An 18,619-nucleotide genomic window follows, 5' to 3' on the forward strand; every position below is an offset into this window, starting at 1 on the left:
ACTGGTAATGAGATTGGCTACCGCGATCCTGTCCATCATCACGGTCGGCGCCGCTCTGTCGCTGACGACCCCGCTCGCATTCGCGGGCGACGACGGCAACAGCAAGAACGTCACCGAGGACGAGATCGTCCGCGCACTGGCGCCGCCGCCGAAGAAGCCGTTGACCCGCGGCCTCTCGATCGCCCCGCAGGCCGATCCCGCACCCAGTGCGGCGGAAACCAAGCTGATCCAGTCCGTGCGCGGCCGCTCGACGCGCTCGCTTTCGTCGACCGAGCGCGAAGAGATCGCCTCGGTGGCCAAGGACAAGCCGAACATCGATCTTGAAATCACGTTCGACTACAACTCGGCCAATATCAGCGCCAAGTCGCTCGCCTCGGTACAGGCGCTCGGTCGCGCGCTGACCAGCCCCGACCTGAAGGGCTCGACCTTCGTGGTGGCCGGCCACACCGACGCCGCCGGCGGCGAGGGCTATAATCAGGACCTGTCGGAGCGCCGCGCGGATTCGATCAAGCGCTACCTCGTCGACAAGTACGGCATCTCCGCGACCGATCTCGTCACCGTCGGCTATGGCAAGAGCAAGCTGAAGGACCCGGCCCAGCCGATGGCGGAGGTCAATCGTCGCGTGCAGGTCGTCAACATGGAAAACAAGACCACCGCATCGAAGTGAGAGCACGACGTAATCCTTTGAAGTGCCAAATCCTTTGAAGTGCCAAGTCGTGATGTGGTGTAAAGTCTTGCTTCAAAAGCGCGTCCCGCAGCCTTGTGGGACGCCGCTTTATTTCAGGGAAACGCTCTCAGCAGGCCTCGTGCGGATGGCCGTGAGCCAGGCCAGGACAATCCGGCGATGAACGCCTCCGAATATCTCAAGCCTGCCGGAACCGTGGTGTTCGTCGTTGCGCTCGGCGTCGGCTATTATCTGTTCGAGCATCGGCATCGCCCCGAGGCGAAGGAAACGCCGAGCGAGGCGCTCGTCATCGTGACGAAGTCGACCAACGCCTGCTTCTCCGACCTCGTGCGGGTGACCGGCTTCTTCGTGCCGCGCCGCGAGGCCGTGGTCGTCGCCGACCAGGAAGGCTCCAGGGTCACCGACCTCTTCGTCACCGAAGGCGCCATGGTCACCGACAATCAGGAGCTGGCGCGCCTGACGGCGCCGCCGCAGATCCCCGGCCAGCCGCAAAGACCCGGCCCGCAAGGCCCGATCTCGCTGAAGGCGCCCGCGCCGGGCCTCGTCACCGAAGTGCGCACCATCGTCGGCGCGCCCGCCTCGCCGCAGGCCGGCCCGATGTTCCGCATCGCCGTCAACAACGAGATCGAGCTCGACGCCCAGGTCCCGGCGGTGCACATGCCCAAGCTCAATCCCGGGGCGACCGTGCGCATCAGCCGCGATGACGCGCCCGATTTGATCGGCCGGGTCCGGCTGGTCGCGCCCGAAATCGACCGCACGACGCAGCTCGGCCGCGTCCGCATCAGCGTCACCAACAATCCATCGCTCAAGGTCGGCGTGTTTGCCCGCGCCTCGATCGACGCCAAGCGAAGCTGCGGCGTCTCGATCCCCAAGACCGCGATCGACCATCTCACCATTCAGGTCGTCAAAAACAATATTGTCGAGACGCGCAAGGTACGGGTCGGGCTGTCGTCCGACAGCGCGACGGAAATCCTGGAAGGCCTCGAGGTCGGCGAAATCGTCGTGGCCGACGCCGGGTCTTCGCTCCATGACGGCGACCAGATCAAGACCATGTTCGCCGATGAACTCGATCGCACGCGGGTACGCTGATGGCTCTCAATATCTCGGCTTGGTCGATCCGCAATCCGCTGCCGTCGGTCGTCTTCTCGATCATCCTCCTGGTCCTCGGCTGGGTGTCCTTCACCAAGCTCGCGGTGACGCGGCTGCCTTCGGCCGACATTCCCGTGATCTCGGTCGTGGTGTCGCAATTCGGCGCCGCGCCCGCGGAACTCGAATCCCAGGTCACCAAGACGGTTGAAGATGCCGTCTCCGGCGTCGAGGGGGTCAGGCACATCACTTCCTCGATCACCGACGGCGTGTCAGTGACCACCATCCAGTTCGCGCTGGAGACCAACACCGACCGCGCGCTCAACGACGTCAAGGACGCGGTGACGCGGGTGCGCTCCAACCTGCCGCAGAACGTCACCGAGCCGCTGATCCAGCGCGTCGACGTCATCGGCCTGCCGATCGTCACCTATGCCGCGATCTCGCCCGGCAAGACGCCGGAGCAGCTCTCCTATTTCGTCGACGACGTGGTCAAGCGCGCGCTGCAGGGCGTGCGCGGCGTCGCCCAGGTCGAGCGCATCGGCGGTGTCGAGCGCGAGATCCTGGTCTCGCTCGATCCGGACCGGATGCAGGCGATGGGGCTGACCGCGGTCAATGTCAGCCAAAGCCTGCGCGGCACCAATGTCGACGTCGCCGGCGGCCGCGCCGAGATCGGCAAGAACGACCAGGCGATCCGCACGCTTGCGGGCGCGAAGACACTGGGCGATCTCGCCGGCACCATGATCCCGCTGTTCGGCGGCGGTGAGGTCCGGCTCGACGATCTCGGCACCGTCACCGACACCATCGCCGACCGCCGCACCTTCGCCCGCTTCAACGGCGAGCCGGTGGTCGCGCTCGGCATCAAGCGATCCAAGGGCGCCAGCGATGTGAAGGTGGCCGAGGCCGTGCAGAAGCGCATCGACGCGCTGAAGGCCGCCTATCCCGACGTCGACCTGAAGGTGATCGACACCTCGGTCGAATATACCAACGGCAATTACCACGCGGCGATCTCGACCCTGTTCGAAGGCGCCATCCTTGCCGTCATCATCGTGCTCCTGTTCCTGCGGGACCTGCGCGCCACCATCATTGCCGCGATCTCGCTCCCGCTGTCGATCTTCCCGGCGTTCTGGGCGATGGACCTTCTCGGCTTCTCGCTGAACCTCGTCAGCTTCCTCGCCATCACGCTGTCGACAGGTATTCTCGTCGACGACGCCATCGTCGAGATCGAGAACATCGTCCGGCACATGAACATGGGCAAATCGCCCTACCGTGCCGCGCTCGAGGCCGCCGACGAAATCGGCCTCGCGGTGATCGCGATCTCGCTGACGATCATTGCGATCTTCGCGCCAGCGAGCTTCATGTCGGGCATCGCCGGACAGTTCTTCAAGCAGTTCGGCATCACCGTCTCGGTGCAAGTGTTCTTCTCGCTGCTCGCGGCGCGCTTCGTCACGCCGGTGCTGGCCGCCTACTTCCTCAAGCACCATGCGCACGAAGAGCCGCCGCCCGGCCGCGTGCTGCGGGCCTATCACAGGATCGTGGCCTGGTCGGTGAAGCACCATTTCATCACCGTGCTGATCGGCTTCGGGGTGTTCGCCGCCTCAATCTGGAGCATCACGCTGCTGCCGCAGGGCTTCCTGCCGGCGCAGGACAGCGCGCGCTCGCTGCTGGCGCTCGAGCTGCCGCCGGGCACCCAGCTTGCCTACACCGAGAAGGTCACCGAGGACATCGTCGCACGCCTGCGCAAGCGGCCGGAGGTGAAGAGCATCTTCGTCGATGGCGGGCGCGTCCCGCCGGGCACCCAGGAAGTCCGGCGCGCCTCTCTGATCATCAACTACACGCCCAAGGACAGCCGCGACATCACCCAGCGCGAGCTCGAATTCTCGATCAGCCAGGAGCTGGAGAACGTTCCCGACATCCGCTTCTGGTTCCTCGACGAGAACGGCCTGCGCGCCATCTCGCTGGTCGTGACCGGCGTCGACGCCAACATCGTCAACAACGTCGCCAGCGAGCTCGCGACGCAGATGAAGCGGATTCCGACGATCTCCAACGTGATCTCGGAAACCACGCTCGAGCGGCCCGAGCTACGCATCGAGCCGCGCGCAGATCTCGCCGCGCGCCTCGGCGTCTCCACGGAAAGCCTGTCGCAGACCATCCGCGTCGCCACCATCGGCGATGTCGGGCCCGCGCTCGCCAAGTTCGACGTCGGCGACCGCCTGGTGCCGATCCGCGTTCAGCTCGAGGACGCCGCGCGCGGTAATCTGAGGACGCTCGAACAGCTGCGCGTGCCGCTCGGCGAGCGCGGCGAGAAGGGCGGCGTGCCGCTCGCGGTCATCGCCGACGTCAAGCTCGACCAGGGTCCGACCAGCATCAACCGCTACGATCGTGAGCGGCAGGCAACCGTCGCCGCCGACCTCGTCGGCTCCACCGCGCTCGGCGACGCGACCAAGAAGATCTACGACCTGCCGGTGATGAAGAGCCGGCCGAAGGGCGTGAAGGTCTCGCCCTCCGGCGACGCCGAAAGCCTGAACGAGCTGTCCGACGGCTTCGCCACTGCAATCACCGCGGGCCTGATGATGGTCTACGCCGTGCTGGTGCTGCTGTTCGGCACCTTCCTGCAGCCGATCACCATCCTGTTCTCGCTGCCGCTCTCGATCGGCGGCGCCATCGCCGCCCTGCTCATCACCGGCAAGCAGCTCACCACGCCGGTCTGGATCGGCATTCTGATGCTGATGGGTATCGTCACCAAGAACGCGATCATGCTGGTGGAATTCGCCATCGAGGCAATCCGCGCCGGCAAGCCGCGCGAGGAAGCGATGATCGACGCCGGCATGAAGCGCGCGCGCCCGATCGTGATGACCACGATCGCGATGGCCGCGGGCATGACGCCGAGCGCGCTCGCGGTCGGCGCCGGCGGCGAGTTCCGCTCGCCGATGGCGCTCGCGGTGATCGGCGGCCTGATCTTCTCGACCATCCTGTCGCTGGTATTCGTGCCCGCGATGTTCATGGTGATGGACGATCTCGGCGCCTTGATCTGGCGATTCGCCAAGCGGCTGATCGTGCACAGCGAGGATGCCGAGACCGCCGATCATCACGGCGCGGCGCCGGATAAAAAGGGCATGGTGCACCCCGCGGCGGAGTAGCCGTGATGCGGACATCGACAGCTCAAGCTGGTTCAGCGAGCGGCGTCAGTGAACCCGACGCCGCAGGAGATCGTCTCCGCTACGAAGCGTTCAAGCGCACCGGTCGCGCCGTCCGAACGACGAAGCGGTTTCGCCGATCTCTCTACTCGTTCCGCGCGATGGCCGTCAGCTTGGTCATGTTCCGCAGCAGGATGCGGCCGCGCTGGAGATCGAGGATCGCCTCCTTGCGCCAGGCCTGAAGCTGGCGGTTGACGCTCTCGCGGGCGGCGCCGACGAAGATGCCGAGCTGCTCCTGCGAGATGTGGACCTCCGAGCCGAAATCGGCGGCGAGCGCGCAGAGCCGCCGCGCCAGCCGAACCGGCAGCGGTTGCAGCATGGATTCTTCCATGCGCTCGCTCTGCCAGCGGATGCGCTGGCACAGCAGCGCGATGATCTTGATCGCGACCTTCGGCTCGCGTTCGAGGAAGCTGAGAAAATCTTCGCGCCGCAGCACGAACAGTTCACTGGCTTCGCCTGCAGTCGCATCCGCAGTGCGGCTCTGGCCGTCCAGCACCGCGACCTCGCCGAACAGGTCGCCCGGCCCCATGAAGTTCAGGGTCAGACGGCTGCCGTCGGAGACGCCGGTCTCGATACGGACCTGGCCCCGGCGCACGCCGAACAGCGCGTCCCCCGCATCGCCCTTCTGGAACAGCACCTCGCCATTCCCCAGATGCTGGGTGTGGCAGAGATTCGACAGCCGCTGGAGCTCGTCTGCGCCGAGATCGGCGAACATCGCGTTCATCTTCAGGATGACCGCAAATTCGGCCTGCTTGCTCATTTCAATGTCCTTGTGAATTTCCTTAGCCAGTTTCCCTGGCAAATCGCTTGGAACCATCAAATCAGGATCGCGTAATACCGCGCGGGGGAAGTGTGTCATAAGTCACATAACTTTGCAGCACCCCCTGACTATTTTTACGTGCTTGGAGCCGCTTCCCGTCCGGGGATAAACTCAGGCGCAAAGGACGGATGCATAGGACGGTCATCTGCGGGATTCGCCGCCGATTGTCCGTCGTTGGAAAGTCGACATGAGAGCAGTGAAATTCGCCGGCGCGGCGATAGCCGCCGTCATCATCGTGATCGGGCTTCTCCTCGTGATCGGGATTCCCTCGGGATTCCTGACCACGACGATTGCCTCGCGGGTCGAGAGCGCGACCGGCTACCGCCTGTCCATCGACGGCACCACGAAGATCAGCCTGTGGCCGACGCTGAATGTCACGCTCAACGATCTCACGCTTCAGGACCCGAAGGACCGCAGCGGCATCACGCGCCTGACGGTCGACAGCGTGCAGGCCGACATGTCGCTCTCGAGCGTATGGTCGGGCAGCCCGAAGATCAGCGAACTCGTCGTCACCCATCCCGTGCTCCACCAGCCGCTGCTGCGTGAGCGACTGCCGAATGCCGGCACCGCGTCTAAGCCGCTGGCGCTCGACACCGGTGGTGCGACCATCGACCGCGTCAAGGTCGTCGACGGCGAAGTCGCGTTCGCGCGCGTGCGCGACCGTGTCGAGGGCCGCATCAGCGCCATCAACGCCGACGCCGTCGTTGGCCGCGACCGCAAGGTCGACATCGCCGGCACCGCGCGGGTCGGCGATCACCCAACCAAGTTCGACATCAAGGCGTCGACGCCGGCGTCGCCGGCCGACCGGCCGACCATTCCAGTGGATTTCGCCATCGACATGCCTGATGTGCTGAAGTCCCAGCTCACCGGTCATGCCGAGATGCGGCTGAGCGGCGATGTCGTGATGATCAACGGCGTGAACGGCAGGCTCGGCGACGGCGCCTTCAACGGCTGGGCCTCGGTCGATATTGCGAGCAAGCCTCTGGTCAAGGTCGATCTCGACTTCCAGCGGCTCGCGATTCCGGTGGCGAAATCGCCGGAGGGCACGTCGGGACAGCCCTGGAGCAATGCACCGATCGACGTGTCCGGGCTCAATTATGTCGACGCGCAAATCAGGATCTCCGCGAACGAGGCCGTGATCGGCGATGCGCGCCTCGCGCCGCTGGCGCTCGATGCGAAGCTCGCCGGCGGCGTGCTGAAGGCCGGCACCGCCAATCTCGGCGCCTATGACGGCCAGCTCTCGGGCGAGGTGATCCTGGATGCCACAAGCGGCGCACCGAGCTTTGCCATGCATTCCGATCTCGTCGGCGTGCGCGCATTGCCGCTGCTCCAGGGCCTTGCCGAGTTCGACCGGATCGACGGCAAGCTGCAAGCCAAGCTCGCGCTGCGCAGCGCCGGCACGAGCCAGCGCGCGCTGATGGCGAACATGCAGGGCACGGCCTTCGTCAATTTCCAGGACGGCGCCATCCGCGGCATCAATATCGCGCAGATGGTCCGCTCGCTGACATCGGGCACGCTGTCGGGCTGGCAGGACAGTGAGGCCCAGAGTACGGATCTGTCGCAGCTCTCGGCGTCCTTCCGCATCGACAAGGGTCAGGCGGTGACGACCGATCTCAATCTGATCGGACCGCTGGTGCGCGTGACCGGCGCCGGCACCATCGCCCTCGACACCAAGATGATGGGTTTTCGCGTCGAGCCGAAGCTCGTGACGACCACCGAAGGCCAGGGCCGCACGTCGGAGCCGGTCGGCTTCGGCATTCCCGTGATGATCCAGGGCAGCTGGTCGCAGCCGCGGATCTACCCTGACATGGCCGGCATGCTGGACAATCCGGACGCCGCCTATGCCAAGCTGCGCGAGATGGGCAAGGGCCTGTTCGGCCCTGACGGCGCCGGGCTCGGCAATATCCTGGGCAGCCTCGGCTTGGGCGGCACCGCCGCGCCGGGCGGCGGCAACGCCAATCCGCAAACCCAGCAGCCGGGACAGAATAACCCGCTCGGCGGTCCGCTGGGCGAGGCGATCGGCAATTTGATCCAGCAGGGGCTTTCCAGCGGCGCGGGGACCAGCACTGGCACCGGCCGCAGCCGCGGCCTGCCGGCAACACCGTCCACCCCCGCTCCGCAAGCCTCTCCCGCGCCCCCGGCCCAGGACGACCCGGCGGTGGTGCAGCAGGACAGCCAGCCGATGAACGACGTGCTGCGACAGCTCTTTAATCGATGATTGGCCGACCAACGTACCGGACTCCACGCCAATCCCTACATCGGCCTCCCCGTCCGCCGCTTCATCCGAAGGGATGAGGCCGCGACAATTCACGACCCTTTCGGCCTAGTCCGGCGTCGACGGCGGGTAACCACGCTGGCCGGTCGACCGGTCGCAGGACCGTCTCCTGGCCCGAATTGTGGTAGAAGGGCGCCTGGACCGGTACGGCCCGTAGCGCCGGCGTCGATGACGGCGCGAGAGGATCTGGATGGCGGGAGCGAAAGACAAGACACGGTTTCTGCGCGAGGGCCTGTTCGCCAAATACGTCGTCTCCCTCGTCGGCCTCGTCGTGTTTGTCCTCGCCGTCAACGGCGCGATGGAGACCTGGATCTCCTATCGCGCCACCAAGACCCAGCTGACCGACGGGCTCGACGACAAGGCGCAAGGAGCCGCCCGGCGGATCGAGCAGTCGATCTCCGAGCTCGAGCGCCAGATCAGCTGGGTGACGCGGGCAAGCCAGGACACGCTCGAGAAGCGCCGAGCCGACTACGCATCGCTCCTGCACCAGGTCTCGGTCGTCAACCAGCTGTTCCAGCTCAACGGCGAAGGACGTGAGGTGCTGCGCGTCTCGCGCCAGTCGACCACGACCGGCGGCAATGCCGACCTCTCCCGAGACATGCGCTTCACCGATACGGTTGCCCGCGGCGTCAGCTACGCGCCGGCCTGGTTCTCCGACCGGACGCCGATGATGTCGATCTCGGTGGCGCATTCCGGCTTCAATGCCGGCGTCACCGTGGCCGAAATCGACCTCAGCTTCCTCTCCGACTTCCTGTCCGACGCCCAGGTCGGCAAGGCCGCGTTCGCCTATGTGGTCGATCCGCGCGGCCGCGTGCTGGCGACGTCGTCGAAAGGGCCCGATGTCGGCAAGGATCTGTCGAAGCTGCCGCAGGTGGCGGCGGCGATTGCGCCCGGCCGCGAGCCCGACACCTCGGGTACCGACTTCAACGGCCATGCGGTGATGAGCGCCGCCAGCACCGTGCCGAAGCTCGGCTGGAACGTGATGTTCGAGCAGCCGACGACGCAGGCGTTGATGCCGATCCGCGACCAGCTCGTGCGCATCGCGCTGTTGATCGGCATGGGCCTGATGGTCGCGATCCTCGCCGGCACGCTGCTCGCCCGCCGCATGATCATCCCGATCACGGCGCTGCGCGACGGCGCGCACAAGCTCGGCGAGGGCGATTTCAGCCACCGCATCGACGTCCGCACCTCCGACGAGCTGGAAGACCTCGCCGGCCAGTTCAACCGCATGGCCGGCCAGCTCCAGGAAACCTATTCGGACCTGGAAACCAAGGTCGAGGAGCGCACCCGCGATCTCGCGCAGTCGATCAACGAGCTCAAGGCGCTGGAAGAGGTCGGCCGTGCGGTCGCCTCCTCGCTCGACCTCAACGCCGTGCTGCCGACCATCGCCGCGCGCGCGATCGAGATCACCCATGCCGATGCGGTGCTGATCTACGGCTTCGATGCCGAGACGCGCCGCTTCAACCTGATCGAATCCAACGGCATCGACAAATCGGCCGACGGCGCGCATGTCACGATCCAGCAAGGCGCGAACATCCTGAGCGATGCCGCCGAGAGCGGCGAGCCGATCGCGATTGCCGATCTCGACCGGGCCTCCGAGCAACCGCTGCGCGACGTCGCGATCGATGCCGGCTTCCACTCGGTGCTGGTGGTGCCGCTGGTGGACCAGCAGGGCACGCTCGGCTCGCTCGTGGTGCTGCGCCGGGCCGGCGGCGAGTTCGGCGGAAGCCTCACCGGCCTGATGCGCACCTTTGCCAACCAGGCCGTGCTGGCGATGCGCAACGCACGGCTGTTCACCGAGGTCGATCACAAGGGCCGCGAGCTCGCCGCGGCACATAACACCGTGCAGCAGCAGGCGGCAAAGCTCCAGGAGCAGACCGAGCAGCTTCGCAACTGGAACCGCTCACTGGAAGAGCGCGTCGAGAAGCAGCTCGGCGAGATCAGCCGCATCAAGCGGCTCGAACGCTTTCTCGCGCCGCAGGTCGCCCAGCTCATCGCTTCGTCGGATGGTCATGACTCGCTGCTCGACAGCCATCGCCGCGAGGTCACCGTGCTGTTCTGCGATTTGCGCGGCTTCACCGCCTTCACCGAGGCGACCGAGCCGGAAGAGGCGATGAACGTGCTGCGCGAATATCACGCAGCGCTCGGCAAGCTGATCTTCAAATACGAGGGCACGCTCGACAAATATGCCGGCGACGGCGTGATGATCCTGTTCAACGCGCCGATCCAGTTCGAGGACCACACGCGGCGCGCGGTGCAGATGGCGGTGGAGATGCGCGACACGATCGGCCCGCTGACCGAGAAGTGGCGCAACCGCGGCCACACGCTCGGCTTCGGCATCGGCATCGCGCTCGGCTACGCCACGCTCGGCCAGGTCGGCTTCGAGCAGCGGCTGGAATATGCCGCGATCGGCAGCGTCACCAACCTCGCCTCGCGTCTCTGCGACGAAGCCAAGGCCAACCAGATCGTGGTCAGCCGCCGCGTCTACGGCATCGTCGAGCCCTGGGTCGAAGCCCGCGCGCTCGACGACCTCGTGCTCAAGGGGTTCAATCACCCCGTGCTAGCGATGGAGATTTTGTCCTGGCGCGAGCAAGTGGAGAACGTGGTGGATGCGTCCGCAGCGCGGCGGAGAGGGTAGCCAACAACAAAAAGCGCGAAAACAACCCCATGCACAGTAGACGGGGACTGTCGGATCAATGACTTACGCGGGTGCCGGAGCGGTTTGACACGTCGGGCAAAAGACCGGCAGGATGGTATCATCTCCCACACCGCGCCCACGAACCACATCCCTCCTCCCTGCGACTAACCATCGCCTCAACGACGAGGCGAGAATTCGGATGGAGACGATCGTGGCGTTTGCCTTGCCTTCGCGCGCGTATGATTTGCAGATGCTGGACCGTCCCGCCGATCGTGCGCGCGATCACGGTTGGGTCTTTGGCCTGCCGCCGGGCATCAGCAGCGAGCAATGGCCGCTCGATCCCGTCACCGGCTTTCCGCTGATGCACGGCTTCACCTTGAGGCTGCCGGACGATTATCGCGTGCATGGCGAGGACATCGTCGCGGTGTCGTTCTTCGCCACCGCGCCCGACCACAATGACGGCGGGGCGCCCGATGATCCCGAGATTCGCGAGGCCGTGGCGGCGCGACCAGCGCATCCGCGGCTTTCGCGCATGACCGATATTCTCGACTACGAATATGCAGCGTTGCTGCTGACCAAGGCCGAATATGAGAGCGCATTCGCGGCGCCGCCGGCACCGCTTCCGCTTGCGACAGCCGATCGGCCGCGCTGGCTCGACGTCGGCGGCGCCAGTGCCTTCTTCGAGGCCGCCGCGCCTTACGCAAAAAAGATGTTTGCCGCGCAGCTGCGCGCCGATCTCAGCGAGACCCGCGCGATCGCGCTTGTGCCACGCGCGACCGATCCCAATGCCGGCAAGGGCCCGCAGGACGAGCACACCCGACAAAACCCGCCGACCGGTTATCAGCCCTACTATTACTATGTCGGCGGCGTGCCGAGCCGCGACAATTTCCGGCTGCACGACTGGGGCAAGGATCACGCGCACAACCATCTCGGCGGCACCATGCGGCCGTGCCAGGCGGTGCCGGAGATGAGCCCGTTCTACATCGAGTTCGAGGAATATTTCGGCGGCTACAATTTCGGCGGCGGCAACGCGCAGCTCGACTTCAAGGACATGAAGTTCGACTGGGCGTGCGGCTGATCACGCCCCGCGCTTCGGCCCGATCGCCTCGAAGCGGGCCTTCTGCTCGTTGCTCAAGTCTGCCTCGAAATCGTCGAGCGCGTCGCCGACGCCCTTCACCGCCTGCAGCATCGTCTCCAGCCGCGCCTTCACGGCCGTGAGGCGGGCTTGGGGCGTGGGCTCGGCCTTGAGCTCGGTCTTGGACGGGCAGGCACTCAGCGTCTCCATGGTGCGCAGCGTGGTGTCCTGGAGCACCTCCAACCGGGCGCGAGCTGTGTCGTCAAGCCTGAGCGTGGACGCGATCTCGCCGGCGGGCCATTGCTGCTGCACGAGCTGCTCGTATTGCCGCTGCGCCTGCACATCATAGCGGAGATCGTAGCCGGCCTCGCACGCGGCTGGCGCCTGCGCGTCCTTGCGCTGGCCGGCCGCAAGCGCGGCACGGCGCTCATTGGCGAGCGCCTCGAGCTTTGCCTTCTGGCCGGCGTCGAGGAGATCGGCGAATTTTGCCAGCGGCGGCGCGATTGCGTCCGTCGCCTTGATCATGGCCGCGAGGCGCGTCCGCATCAGGCCGAGGCGCTCCGCGGCGGTCGCGGGGGCCTGCGTCGGGCAGGCCGTGCGAATGGTGTAGCGCGCAGCCAGCCATGCGGTCGCGAGCTCATCGAGCGCTGTGCGCTGCAATTCGTTCGGCTGCACCAGGGCGACGATACGGTCGACCGGCAGGCCGCCGGTGTCGCTGGCATCGCAAACGGCCTCGACCGAAGGGACCTTTCGCGCGCGCCTGCCTTGCGGCGCTGTGTAGGCGGCGAACTCCGTGGCCGCATAGGGCGCGAAGATCGCGGCGTAGATGTCGCCATAGCCATAGAGCGAGAGACTGGTCGTATCGCCCAGGATGATTGCGGTGGTGAGGTCGTCATGCGCGAACGGCCAGAACACCGGGCCCGCCCAGCCATAGCTGCCATCGGGGTGGCGCCACCAGCCCTGCGGGCGGCGGCCACCGTGCCAGCCCGACAGCGCAGCTTGCGCCGTGAGTGCCGCGCGCAGGATGTAGGGGTTGGCTGGCTGGCCGCGCTCGGCGCCGCGAGGATCCTGCGACCTCAACGCGGCGGAGCGGTATCGGCCGCCCCGTACCGCCATGCGCGCGTGGCGCAGGCGCGACATGCCGATCACGTGGCCGACGGCAAAGCGCGCGACACCGAGCGGGCCGCCGCGCAATCCGAACTGCGCCTCGGCTTTATTCGGCAGCAGCACTGCCGCAACCATGAGAGCAGCGCCCGCCAGCGCCAGTCCCATGCGTCCGGACATGAAAGCGGACCTGACCACCTCGGCCTCCTCCCAGCGCCAAGCGCGCACTGGGTCGCATCACAATGACGCGCTGGGGAACCGAATGTTCCGGAGAGACGGAGGGCAAAGCGTCGCAACGCGCACCGGCGTTGCCGATGCGACCTCAATCCGCCTTCCGCGGCACCACAAAAGTCTGGCCGGGATAGATCAGGTTGGGGTTGTGGATCTTGCCTCGGTTAGCGTTGAAGATCACCGCGTAGTGGGCGCCGTCACCGTAAGCGAGCTTGCTGAGAGCCCACAGGCTGTCACCGCGGGAGATCACCCGGTTGCCGCCTGCTTCGGCCGGTGCGCCGCTGATGGCGTCCGCCGGCGACGCCGATGCAACGGTCGTGGCCGCGGGCGCTCGCGCCATGACCCTGGGTTTCGGTGCACCGATAAATCTCGGCTGAACCGTGGGCCTGTCATGCGCCGATGCCTGGCGCGACGATGCCGACGGCAGGGATGCCACGACATCAGACTTGTCGTCGGACTTCTCGGCCTGCTTCAGCTCCTGCTTCGCGGCCGGTGCCGGGCGCGCGGGCGGCGGCGCGGCTTCGGCGATGGTCACCGGCATGCTGCGGCCCGACTGCGTCACGGTACCGTCAGGCGCTTTCGCCCGCAGGGTCAGCTCATAGGAGCCGGCGGGAAGCTGCGGCGGGGTCATCACGAACTGGCCCGAGGCATCGGCGACAACCGTATCGAGCGGCTTGCCGTCGCGCAGCAGCTCGACCTGTGCACCCGGCGCGGCCCGACCCGCGATCACCGCCGCCTCGCCGTGATCGTCGACGCGCGCGACGTCGAACCGCGGGCCGGCATCGGTCGTGGCCGCCGGCGGCTTGGCCGGCACGAGATCGGCCAGCGCCGTGGCCTGCTTCTGCGTCTCGGCCAGCGCATCGACCTTCGGCGCGGAGGCCGGGGGCGCCGATGGCGCGGCGGCGAGCTTTGGCTCGTCCAGCTTCGGCTCTGGCTTGGTCTCCGCTTTGGCTTCGGGCTTTGCCTCCGGCTTAGCGGCGACGGCGATCTCGGTCTGCGCGCCGCCCGGCAGCAGGCGGCGCAGCTCGGTGGGACCGATCACCAGCAGGGTGCCGCCCACCGCGAGCAGGCAGAATGCAATGAAGGCCTTGGAAGCGGTGATCATCAGACAATGAACCCTTGGGTCGCAAATCAACCGAGGCCGGCAAATTGCGCCGATTTGGCTGCGTCAGCAAGTCGATCATTGGGATGATGCACCTTTCGTTCCGACACGCCCGGCATGAACCGGCGGGGCACCGACGGCGTCAAATCACCGAGGCCGCATCGCGGTCATTTCTTGAGGATTTTTTTCCGTGACCGCATTTTGCCGTCCCGCACCATGGCTGGCGCTTGTCCTGACACTGGCCGCCTCTCCGGCGCTCGCCGCATCCGGACCGCCGCCGGACTACATCCTCACCGCCAATGCCCGCCTCGCCTTCACCTCGCCCGATGGCGCCACCAGGATCGAGCAGTACATGAAGGACGGCGGGGATTGGGACGTCAAATGGCAGGCCTGGGCTCGCCGCGGCGAGCAGATGACGGAGCTGAAGCCCGAGCAGGGCTACGGGGCCGGCTTCCGCTTCACCAGCGACTCGCAATGGCTGGTGCGGATGCAGAAGACCGGCTCGGGCGAGCAGGACCTCTATCTCTACCATGTCGAGAAGGGCGCCTTCGCGAGCGCGACGAAGAAGCCGCTCAGCGATCTCGCCTGGGCCTATTTCTACGGCCGGCCGGAGACGAAGAGGTTCGCCAAGCTCGACTTCCACATCTCGGCCAATCTCATGGAGGGTACGGAAGAGGCCTATCGCTCGCTCGGCATGGACTGGCCCAACAACCGCTACCTCGTGATCTCGCTGTCGGGCGAATATGACAATCATCCCAAGAACGTCGCCATGAAGGGACTGGGCGGCTGGCATTGCCGCTATGATCTCGAGACCGGAAAGTTCGACGTGCCCGAGACGTTCGCCAAGAAGAATGCGGAAGCCTTGAGGTGGGAAATCCGCCGGTGATCCCCCGGAATCGCGTCACCGTAAATCCAGCCTACGGAGCTCCCGCCGATCGAGGGAAACCAACCCTCTGATTCCGTTCCGATTCATGTTTTCCTAACCCTTACTGGTAACGGGCTCTTGTCGGTTTTGCTGCATCTTGCATCCCACGGGAGGGCTGGATGGGCACATCAATCCGATGGACCACGCGCATGCGCGCGTTGCTCCGCCGTTGGCAGGGCGCGCCGCTGACGTGGCTGATCGCCGGCGGCTTCGTGCTGATGGTCGCGATGGCCATCGGCACCGCGCTCACCGTCGATCGTTTCCGGCAAAATGCAATCGAGAGCGGCCGCGACAGCCTGGAAAACTCCGTGCGCATGCTCGCCCGGCATTTCGACCGCGAATTCGCCGACTTTGCGGTGCTCCAGAAGAGCGTCATCGCCGAGCTTGAAAGTCACGGCATCGCATCCGCCGATGTCTTCCGCAGCGAGATGGCCACGCTGGCCATGCACGAGGTGCTGCGCGCCAAAGCCAGCGGCTGGTCCGACGTCGCCGGCGCCAACGTGTTCGATTCCAACGGTGTGCTGATCAACTCGTCGCGGCGCTGGCCGGTCGCCGAAATTTCGGTCGCCGACCGCGGCTACTTCAATCGCCTCAGGAACGATCCGGCCTCGCAGGAAGAGATCGAAGTCGTGCCCGGCCGGCTCGGCAACGGACCTGCGATCGTGTTCGCGCGACGTGTCTCCGGTCCCCACGGCGAATTCCTCGGCATGGTGTCGCGGGCCATTTCGCCGGAGCAGCTCGAATCCTTCTTCGCATCGGCCGGGCTCGGTGAGGAATCCTCGATCGCGATGCACCACCAGAATGGCCAGCTGCTCGCGCGCGTTCCGCATGTCGACGCGATGATCGGACAGAATTTTCGCAACGGCACGCGCGAGCAAATGGCGGTGTTCGAGCGCACCTTCGTCACGACGCAGCTCGCCAGCCCGATCGACGGCAAGGACCGCATCGTCGCCGCGCGCCTCCTGACCGGCGAGCCGCTGGTCGTGGTCGCGACCAAATCGCTGGACGCGACGCTGGCGACCTGGCGGACGCAGACAAAATTCTTCGTCGCCGTCGCCGTGCTGTCGATCGGCCTGCTCGTGCTCACGCTGTTCCTGATCTTCCGCCAGATGACGCGCAGGCTCGCCGCGGAGAAGCAGCAGCTCGACACCGCGATGAACACCATGACGCAAGGCCTGTTGATGTTCGACCAGGACGAGCGGCTGATCGTCTGCAACCGGCGCTACATCGAGATGTACGGACTGTCGGCCGACGTGGTGAAGCCCGGCGCCTATTTCCGCGACGTGATCCAGCATCGCCATGACACCGGCTCGTTCCACGGTGACGTCGCGTCCTATTGCGACGACATTCTGAGCAATACCGGGCGAACCCAGAGCACCGTCGTCGAGACCGCGGACGGCCGCCTGATCGAGATCAAGAACCAGCCCGGCGCCGCCGGCGGCTGGCTCGCGACCCACGACGACGTCACCGAGCGCATCCGCGCCGACGAGCGCATCGCGCATATGGCGCATTACGACGCGCTGACCGACCTGCCCAACCGCGTGCTGATGCGCGGCCATCTGGAGCGCCGCATCGCGGAGCTTGCCCAGGGCCAGCCGTTCGCGATCCTCTACATCGACGTCGACGAGTTCAAGGGCGTCAACGATTCGCTCGGCCACGAGGTCGGCGACGAACTGCTCCGCCAGGTCGCCAACCGCCTGCGCGCCTGCGTCAGCGGCAACGATCTCGTTGCGCGCCTGGGCGGTGACGAATTCGCCATCGTCAAGGCCGGCACCAGCGACCGGGCCGAGCTGACGGCGCTGGCGGAAAATATCCTGAAAGCGCTGCGTACGCCCGTGGACTGCAAGGGCCAGGAGATCCCGACCGATGCCAGCATCGGCATCGCGATCGCGCCCGATCACGGCGACAATCTCGACGATCTGCTCAAGCGCGCCGATCTCGCGATGTATGCCGCGAAGTCCGAGGGCCGCCGCACCTTCCGCCTCTTCGTGCCCGAATACGACGCCAAGGCGCGGCTGCGCCGCCAGCTCGAGCTCGACCTGCGCCAGGCCCTCGCCCGCGGCGAGTTCGAGGTGCACTACCAGCCGCTGGTCGATCTCGCGGCCAATGTGGTCAACGGCTGCGAAGCGCTGCTGCGCTGGCGCCATCCCGAGCGCGGCATGATCTCGCCCGCCGACTTCATTCCGGTCGCGGAAGAGACCGGACTGATCGGCGAGATCGGCGAATGGGTGCTGAAGCAGGCCTGCACCGAGGCCGCGAGCTGGCCCGGCGATATCCACGTCGCGGTCAACGTCTCGCCGGTGCAGTTCCGCGCCAGGACGCTGGCGCTCAAGGTTGCAGCCGCGCTCGCGGAGTCAGGACTTGCGCCCGGACGGCTCGAGCTCGAGGTCACCGAGACCGTGCTCATTCGCGACGACGAGGAGGCGCTGACGATTCTCCAGCAGCTGCGCGAGCTCGGCGTGCGCATCGCGCTCGACGATTTCGGCACCGGCTATTCGTCGCTGAGCTATCTGCACCGCTTCCCGTTCGACAAGATCAAGATCGACCGCAGCTTCATCAGCGACATCGGCCAGTCCGAGGATTCCTCTCCGATCGTGCAGGCGGTGGTGCACATGGCGGCCGCCCGCCACATGGCGACGACGGCCGAAGGCGTCGAGACCGAAGCCCAGCGCGAGGTGCTACGGCAGCTCGGATGCAGCCAGATGCAGGGCTGGCTGTTCAGTCCCGCCGTGCCGGCGGCGAAGCTGAGGCAGCTGTTGTCGGCGCAGGCGGTGGCGGCTTAGCGCGGCCAGTCACCCCATCCCTCGCCGACGCCTCGCTACTTCTTCTTCGCCGGTCCGAAATCCGGTTGCCAGGCGGCTTCCTTGCGGCTCGGCGCCGCCGCGATCACCTTGGATTTTTCCTTCTTCGGCTTCTTGGTTTCGCGATTACCGCGTTGCTGGCCCTTTGCCATGTCGCTCTCCTTGGTTCGAGCTCGTCGAGCTCATCCGATTGCAGCAGCCATCCACGAGGGGGGCAGACCCTGACGTCCATGTAGCCTTCGCGCAGCAGTTTTCGAGCGAGGCGCAGCGCGAACGTCGCCTTACCGCGACCGAGATTGGAGCTGCCGTATTCGTTGGTCCCGCTGACCAGATACGGCACAATTGTTGCCCTAGCCATTGAAGATGCCGGCCGCGCCGACGAGAAGCAGAAGAAACTGCGGAACCATCACCGGCGGCACGATCCGATCCGCGATGCGAACGCACGCCATCGAACGCTCCTGCGAAGCCTTCGGCGGGAGCACACGTGCCCCTCAGTCACCGGTCGAAGCCGTTGAAACGTGCGGTGATGGCAGCGACCCTACGCCCGCACCGAGCCAATAGCGAGGGTTAAAATGCTGCGGAAACAATGGCTGCTGTGACATCGTCGCTTGCCGGCCCGGCGACGATAGTGCTGGCTATTGCCGCGGCAAGCGCGCATGGTCGTGACGGCCGGCGCCGGTTGG

Annotated in this window: 12 protein-coding genes; 8 read left to right on the forward strand and 4 right to left on the reverse strand. The window is 66.2% G+C overall.

Annotation, left to right across the window (positions count from 1 at the left end; translation table 11 throughout):
- The first annotated feature begins 7 nt into the window (after positions 1–7).
- The 3 genes from HAP41_RS02895 to HAP41_RS02905 all read left to right on the forward strand — a co-directional run bounded on the left by HAP41_RS02895 (position 8) and on the right by HAP41_RS02905 (position 4,908).
- Complete coding sequence (locus tag HAP41_RS02895; RefSeq protein WP_166059233.1) at positions 8–667, forward strand: OmpA family protein; 660 nt, start codon at positions 8–10, stop codon at positions 665–667.
- A 177-nt stretch (positions 668–844) separates the two neighbouring features.
- A complete protein-coding gene (locus HAP41_RS02900) occupies positions 845–1,774 on the forward strand; it encodes an efflux RND transporter periplasmic adaptor subunit (protein ID WP_071908567.1) in 930 nt (309 codons plus the stop codon).
- Complete coding sequence (locus HAP41_RS02905; protein ID WP_166059194.1) at positions 1,774–4,908, forward strand: efflux RND transporter permease subunit; 3,135 nt, start codon at positions 1,774–1,776, stop codon at positions 4,906–4,908. The genes HAP41_RS02900 and HAP41_RS02905 overlap by 1 nt, the downstream gene beginning before the upstream one ends.
- A gap of 142 nt (positions 4,909–5,050) precedes the next feature.
- Here HAP41_RS02905 and HAP41_RS02910 read toward each other — a convergent pair whose 3' ends face one another.
- Complete coding sequence (locus tag HAP41_RS02910) at positions 5,051–5,725, reverse strand: Crp/Fnr family transcriptional regulator (RefSeq protein WP_028149299.1); 675 nt, start codon at positions 5,723–5,725, stop codon at positions 5,051–5,053.
- A gap of 247 nt (positions 5,726–5,972) precedes the next feature.
- Between HAP41_RS02910 and HAP41_RS02915 the strand changes: the two genes are divergently transcribed.
- The 3 genes from HAP41_RS02915 (at position 5,973) to HAP41_RS02925 (ending at position 11,776) form a co-directional block, all read left to right on the forward strand.
- Entirely contained in the window at positions 5,973–8,003 is a 2,031-nt protein-coding gene (locus tag HAP41_RS02915) for an AsmA family protein (RefSeq protein WP_166059173.1), read from the forward strand.
- A 247-nt stretch (positions 8,004–8,250) separates the two neighbouring features.
- Positions 8,251–10,698, forward strand: coding sequence for an adenylate/guanylate cyclase domain-containing protein (locus HAP41_RS02920; RefSeq protein ID WP_166059137.1), 2,448 nt, complete (start codon positions 8,251–8,253; stop codon positions 10,696–10,698).
- A gap of 211 nt (positions 10,699–10,909) precedes the next feature.
- On the forward strand, positions 10,910–11,776 hold the full coding sequence (locus tag HAP41_RS02925) for a hypothetical protein (RefSeq protein ID WP_166105259.1): 867 nt from the start codon (positions 10,910–10,912) through the stop codon (positions 11,774–11,776).
- Here HAP41_RS02925 and HAP41_RS02930 read toward each other — a convergent pair whose 3' ends face one another.
- Both HAP41_RS02930 and HAP41_RS02935 read right to left on the reverse strand, forming a co-directional pair.
- Entirely contained in the window at positions 11,777–13,057 is a 1,281-nt protein-coding gene (locus HAP41_RS02930) for a Spy/CpxP family protein refolding chaperone (RefSeq protein ID WP_166105255.1), read from the reverse strand.
- 142 nt (positions 13,058–13,199) lie between these two features.
- Positions 13,200–14,213, reverse strand: a complete 1,014-nt coding sequence (locus HAP41_RS02935) for a LysM peptidoglycan-binding domain-containing protein (protein WP_166059101.1) — start codon at positions 14,211–14,213, stop codon at positions 13,200–13,202.
- Between the two features lie 187 nt (positions 14,214–14,400).
- On the opposite strand from HAP41_RS02935, the gene HAP41_RS02940 reads away from it, so the two are divergent.
- Both HAP41_RS02940 and HAP41_RS02945 read left to right on the forward strand, forming a co-directional pair.
- Positions 14,401–15,096, forward strand: a complete 696-nt coding sequence (locus HAP41_RS02940) for a hypothetical protein (RefSeq protein WP_166059052.1) — start codon at positions 14,401–14,403, stop codon at positions 15,094–15,096.
- A 158-nt stretch (positions 15,097–15,254) separates the two neighbouring features.
- Positions 15,255–17,918: a bifunctional diguanylate cyclase/phosphodiesterase gene (locus HAP41_RS02945; protein WP_166059034.1), complete on the forward strand. Its 2,664-nt coding sequence runs from the start codon at positions 15,255–15,257 to the stop codon at positions 17,916–17,918.
- 35 nt (positions 17,919–17,953) lie between these two features.
- Here the strand turns inward: HAP41_RS02945 and HAP41_RS49940 are convergent, their stop codons facing one another.
- Positions 17,954–18,088, reverse strand: coding sequence for a hypothetical protein (locus HAP41_RS49940; protein WP_256478570.1), 135 nt, complete (start codon positions 18,086–18,088; stop codon positions 17,954–17,956).
- Positions 18,089–18,619: the final 531 nt, after the last annotated feature.

Source organism: Bradyrhizobium barranii subsp. apii, from assembly GCF_011516635.5.
GTDB classification, from domain to species: domain Bacteria; phylum Pseudomonadota; class Alphaproteobacteria; order Rhizobiales; family Xanthobacteraceae; genus Bradyrhizobium; species Bradyrhizobium barranii.

What these genes read in the sequence shown, in the direction of transcription:
- HAP41_RS02895 (WP_166059233.1), top strand. Translation starts at nt 8, where the DNA reads ATGAGATTGGCTACCGCGATCCTGTCCATCATCACGGTCGGCGCCGCT.
- HAP41_RS02900 (WP_071908567.1), top strand. Translation starts at nt 845, where the DNA reads ATGAACGCCTCCGAATATCTCAAGCCTGCCGGAACCGTGGTGTTCGTC.
- HAP41_RS02905 (WP_166059194.1), top strand. Translation starts at nt 1,774, where the DNA reads ATGGCTCTCAATATCTCGGCTTGGTCGATCCGCAATCCGCTGCCGTCG.
- HAP41_RS02910 (WP_028149299.1), bottom strand. Translation starts at nt 5,725, where the DNA reads ATGAGCAAGCAGGCCGAATTTGCGGTCATCCTGAAGATGAACGCGATG.
- HAP41_RS02915 (WP_166059173.1), top strand. Translation starts at nt 5,973, where the DNA reads ATGAGAGCAGTGAAATTCGCCGGCGCGGCGATAGCCGCCGTCATCATC.
- HAP41_RS02920 (WP_166059137.1), top strand. Translation starts at nt 8,251, where the DNA reads ATGGCGGGAGCGAAAGACAAGACACGGTTTCTGCGCGAGGGCCTGTTC.
- HAP41_RS02930 (WP_166105255.1), bottom strand. Translation starts at nt 13,057, where the DNA reads ATGTCCGGACGCATGGGACTGGCGCTGGCGGGCGCTGCTCTCATGGTT.
- HAP41_RS02935 (WP_166059101.1), bottom strand. Translation starts at nt 14,213, where the DNA reads ATGATCACCGCTTCCAAGGCCTTCATTGCATTCTGCCTGCTCGCGGTG.
- HAP41_RS02945 (WP_166059034.1), top strand. Translation starts at nt 15,255, where the DNA reads ATGGGCACATCAATCCGATGGACCACGCGCATGCGCGCGTTGCTCCGC.
- HAP41_RS49940 (WP_256478570.1), bottom strand. Translation starts at nt 18,088, where the DNA reads ATGGCAAAGGGCCAGCAACGCGGTAATCGCGAAACCAAGAAGCCGAAG.